The organism is Micromonospora phytophila (genome assembly GCF_023656545.1).
Taxonomy (GTDB): domain Bacteria; phylum Actinomycetota; class Actinomycetes; order Mycobacteriales; family Micromonosporaceae; genus Micromonospora; species Micromonospora phytophila.
In genome coordinates this window covers 1-5,157 of record NZ_JAMOKF010000358.1, presented here as the reverse complement: position 1 = coordinate 5,157, position 5,157 = coordinate 1, and the positions used below count along the sequence as shown (strand labels likewise).

General features: G+C 72.6%; 2 protein-coding genes. Both read left to right on the top strand.

Annotated features, from left to right (window positions below; all coding sequences use genetic code 11):
* Nucleotides 1-362 precede the first annotated feature (362 nt).
* Nucleotides 363-3,659 (top strand): efflux RND transporter permease subunit, encoded by a 3,297-nt coding sequence (locus tag NCC78_RS27250; protein WP_250798044.1) that lies wholly within the window; start codon nucleotides 363-365, stop codon nucleotides 3,657-3,659.
* Nucleotides 3,660-3,761: 102 nt separating this feature from the next.
* Nucleotides 3,762-5,006: an MFS transporter gene (locus NCC78_RS27245; protein WP_250798043.1), complete on the top strand. Its 1,245-nt coding sequence runs from the start codon at nucleotides 3,762-3,764 to the stop codon at nucleotides 5,004-5,006.
* Nucleotides 5,007-5,157 lie beyond the last annotated feature (151 nt).

Below are 5,157 nucleotides of genomic sequence, written 5' to 3'. Positions count from 1 at the left end.
GCGCCGCCGCGCTCAAGGCAAAACCGACCGCGAAATCAAACGCTGCCTCAAGCGCTACATCGCCCGAGACCTCTACCGACGCCTCGAAAACCCACCACAGCCACTTGACGCGGCATAGGAGCGTCCCTCGGGCAGCGCCCCACCGCCCGCCCGTGCCGACCAGGACGTTCGCGTCCTGATCCCGGCCCGGTCCGGCGGCGAACTCCCCTGATCGACCCGGCTGGGTTCGCCGGGAACGGGCGGGTGGGACGGGGTCCCGTGAGTGGGATCCGGGGTGGGAACCCCGCGGGGGTCGGGGAGATCGGGTGGGGGACACTTCCGGTACCCCCGCCCGCCTTCTTCCTCAGGAGTGAGCCACGCCGATGTCGCTGCTCGCCAGATTCAGCCTCGCCAACCGAGGGCTGGTCGCCCTCATCGCGGTGGTGATTACGGCGTTCGGAGCGTTCGCCGTGCCGTCGCTGAAGCAGCAACTCCTGCCGTCGCTGGAGTTCCCGGCCGCGTTCATCGTGGCGCCCTACCCCGGCGCCGGGCCCGAGATCGTCGAGTCGCAGGTCACCGAGCCGATCGAGAACAGCCTCCAGGGCATCACCGGACTGGAGAAGATCACCTCGACCTCGCGGGAGGGCTCCGCGACCATCCAGGTGCAGTACGAGTTCGGCACCGACCTGGACGGCGTCGTCAACGAGATGCAGACCGCGCTGAGCCGGATCGACGCGCAACTGCCGGAGGGCGTCGACCCGCAGGTCCTCGCCGGCGGCACCGACGACCTGCCCGCGGTGGTGCTCGCCGCCGCCGGCGGGAACGACCAGCGCGTCCTCGGCGAGAAGCTGCGCAGCACCGTCGTGCCCGAGCTGGAGGCGATCGAGGGGGTCCGCACCGTCGAGGTGACCGGCATCCGGGACGACATCGTCGTGATCACCCCGGACCAGACGAAGCTGGCCGCGGCGAAGCTCCCACCGACCGCAATCGGCGCCGCGCTGAAGAGCAACGGCGTGGCGATCCCCGCCGGCGTGGTGACCGACGGCACCCGTTCGCTCCCCGTGCAGGTCGGCGCCCCGCTGGCCACCCTGGACGATTTGCGCGGCATCGTCGTCGCCCCGGCGGCCGCCCCGGTCCGCCTCGGTGACGTGGCCACGGTCGAGCAGACGCTCGCCCCGGCCACCGCGATCACCCGTACCAACGGCAAGGAGAGCCTGGGCATCGCGGTGACCGCGGCCCCGGACGGCAACGCGGTGGAGATCTCCCACGAGATCCGGGACCGCCTCGCCGAGCTGCGTGACGCCTCCGGCGCCGAACTGACCGTGGTCTTCGACCAGGCGCCGTTCGTCGAGAAGTCCATCGAGAGCCTGACCACCGAGGGCCTGCTCGGCCTGGTCATGGCCGTCGTGGTCATCCTGGTCTTCCTGCTCTCCGTACGCTCCACCGTGGTCACCGCGGTCTCCATCCCGCTCTCCGTGGTGGTCGCGCTGATCGCCCTCTGGATCGGCGACTACTCGCTCAACCTGCTCACCCTCGGCGCGTTGACCATCGCGGTCGGCCGGGTGGTCGACGACTCGATCGTCGTGCTGGAAAACATCAAGCGACACCTGGAGTACGGCGAGCCGAAGCGGGAGGCGATCCTCACCGCGGTGCGCGAGGTGTCCGGCGCGGTGACCGCGTCCACCCTGACCACGGTCGCCGTCTTCGCGCCGATCGCCCTGGTCGGCGGCTTCGTCGGGCAGCTCTTCGCGCCGTTCGCCATCACCGTCACGGTGGCCCTGCTCGCCTCGCTGCTGGTCTCGCTGACCGTCATCCCGGTCCTGGCGTACTGGTTCCTCAAGCCCTCCGGCGGGACCGCGGACGACGAGGCGGTGCGCCGGGCGGCGGAGGAGAAGGAGCTGCGCAGCCCGTTGCAGCGGGCGTACCTGCCGGTGATCGGGTTCGCCACCCGCAGGTGGGCCACCCGGTTCATCACGCTGGGCCTCGGCGTGCTCGTGCTGTTCGGCACGTTCGGCCTCTCCCGCCAGTTGGAAACCAACTTCCTGGACGACTCCGGCCAGGACACCCTGAACATCACCCAGGAACTGCCGGCGGGCACCGGCCTGGCCGGCACCGACGCGGCGGCCCGCCAGGTCGAGGCGGTGCTGGAGCGGACCGAGGCTGTCGAGACGTACCAGGTGACCGCGGGCGGCGGGGACAACCCGTGGGCCGGTGGCGGCGGCAACAACGTCGCCAGCTGGTCGCTGGCGCTCGGCGACGAGACCGACGCCAAGGAGATGCGGGTAATCCTGCGCAAGGAGTTCGACGCCCTCGGCGCCGGAGTCGGCGAGATCACCTTCGGCGGCGGGCAGGGCGGCGCCTCGGCGAACCAGTTGGAGGTGGTCGTCCAGGCCGCCGACCCGGCGGCGTTGACCCGGGCCGCCGAGGAGGTCCGGGCGGCGATGGCCGGGCTGAAGGGCGTGGAGGACGTCTCGACCAGCCTCGCCACCCGCGTGCCGCGCGTCGACGTGACCGTGGACCGGGCCGCCGCCGCCCGGGTCGGGTTCACCGAGGCGACCGTCGGCCAACTGGTGGCGCAGGCGTTCCGCGGCGCGCCACTGGGTCAGGTGACCCTCGACGGCGGCCAGCGCGACGTGGTGCTCCGCTTCGCCGGCAACCCGCCGGTCTCGGTGGAGGAGCTGCGCGCCCTGCCGGTCGGCGCGGTGAAGCTGGACGACATCGCCGAGGTGACCCAGGCCGAGGGGCCGCAGCAGGTGACCCGGATCGACGGCGAGCGCAGCGTCTCCGTCACCGGTACGGCCACCGGCTCCAACCTCGGCGCCATCTCCCAGGAGCTGCAGAAGAAGCTCGACGGCATCGACGTGCCGGGCGCGACCTTCGCCGTCGGCGGCGTCAGCGCCGAACAGGAGGATGCCTTTGCCGACCTGGGCCTGGCCGTGCTCGCCGCCATCGCGATCGTCTTCCTGATCATGGTGGCGACGTTCCGCAGCCTCACCCAGGCGCTGATCCTGCTGATCTCCATCCCGTTCGCGGCGACCGGCGCGATCGGGCTGCTGCTGGCCACCGGCACCCCGCTGGGCGTGCCGGCGCTGATCGGCGTGCTCATGCTGGTCGGCATCGTGGTGACCAACGCGATCGTGCTGCTGGACCTGATCAACCAGTACCGGGCCCAGGGCATGGGGGTCCGGGAGGCGGTCGTCGAGGGCGGCCGGCGCCGGCTCCGCCCGATCCTGATGACCGCGGTCGCGACCATCTTCGCGCTGCTGCCGATGGCCCTCGGCCTCACCGGGGAAGGCGGCTTCATCTCGAAGCCGCTGGCGATCGTGGTGATCGGCGGTCTGCTCAGCTCGACGCTGCTCACCCTGGTCCTGGTGCCGACGCTCTACAGCATGGTGGAGCACACCAAGGAGGCGATCCGGTCGTGGCGGGCGCGCCGCTCCGGCGGAGCGGACCCGGCTGCCCCGGCGGACGCCCCCGGCTACCCCGCGGGGGAGTGGGCCGCCGAGCCGGCCCCGGTGCACAGCGGAGCCACCGCGGCCGACGCCGACGCCGGCTACTCCCAACCCGCGGGTACGCCGGCCCGGCCGGCGCCCTCGGCCGCGCTGGTGGACGGCACCGACCAGTTCGAGGTGCTGCGGCTGCCCAAGAGCCGCCGGTCGCCGCTGCCGCCGACTGACTGACACCGCTGGTTCGCGAACGCCCCGACGGGTCCGACCCGTCGGGGTGTTTCGCTGTCCGTGTGCCGACGGAGGCGTCGACGCCGGCGGCGATAGGGTCCGTAGGTGCCGTCCACCCTGTCGGTCCTCACCCGGAACCGGAACTTCCGCAACCTCTTCCTGGCCGAGCTGGTGGTCTTCGGCGCGGACTGGTTCGTCATGGTGCCGCTGCTGGTGCTGCTGCCGGACCTGACCGGCAGCGGTGTCTGGGGTGCCCTGGTGCTGGCCGTCGACACCGGCATCGTGGCGCTGCTGCTGCCGTACACCGGCACCATCGCCGACCGGTTCGACCGCCGCAAGATCATGATCGCGTCGAACGTCGCGGCCCTGCTCGGGGTGCTGCTGCTCCTCGGCGTCCGCAGCGCCGGCACCGCCTGGCTGGCCATGCTCGGCATCGGCGTGGTGGCGGTCGCCAAGGCGTTCTACTCCCCGGCGGCCCAGGCCGCCCTGCCCAACGTGCTCGACCCCGACGAACTGGCCGCGGGCAACGCCGTCGCGGGCTCGGCCTGGGGCACGATGACCGTCGTCGGCGCCTCGCTCGGTGGCCTGCTCAGCGCCGTCGCCGGCCCGTACGTCTGCTTCTGGGTGGCCGCGGTCGGCCTCGCGGTCGCGGCGGGCCTGGCCACGCTCATCCGCCGGCCCTTGCAGGCCCCCCGGGACGCAGACCGGCCCGCGCAGGCGACCTGGGCGGCGATCAGCGAGGCGCTGCGCTACATCGGCCACCGGCCACGGGTGCTGGCGCTGGTCACCGTGAAGTCCGCGGTCGGCCTGGGCAACGGGGTGCTGACGGTGTTCCCGCTGCTCGCCGGGTTGTACGGGGTCGGCGCGGTGGGCACCGGACTGCTCTTCGCGGTGCGTGGGGCGGGCGCGCTGGTCGGCCCGATCCTGATGCGGCGAGTGCTGGGCAATCGGGCCTGGCTGCTGCCCGGGCTGGCCCTGTCGATGTCGCTCTACGGGCTGGCCTACCTCGGCACCTCGGTCGCCGACTGGTTTCCGCTGGTGCTCGCCCTGGTCTTCGTGGCCCACTTCGCCGGCGGCAGCAACTGGGTGATGTCCAACTTCGCCCTCCAGGGCGAGGTGCCGGACCGGTTGCGCGGTCGGGTCTTCGCCACGGACATGATGCTGGCGACCCTGGCGATCTCGGTCAGCCAGCTCGTGGTGGCGTCCGTGGTGGACGTCGTGGACGAGCCCGTCGTGCTCGCCGGATGCGGGCTGGTGACGCTGGTCTACGCGGTCGGCTGGCGGATCGCCACCCGCCGCCTCTCCCTCTCCGACCCGGTCGCAGAACCGGACCCGACCGTCGCCCGTTGACCGGTTCGACCGTCGCCCGTTGACCGGATTCGATCGTCCCCGTCGAAAGGGTTCGATCGGCAGCCGTCGCGTCGGCCGGGACCGCCGTCGGGGCGGGTGGGTGGCGCGCGCCGCGCGGCCGGGGCGGCGAACGGCCGGCCACCGGTCGGCC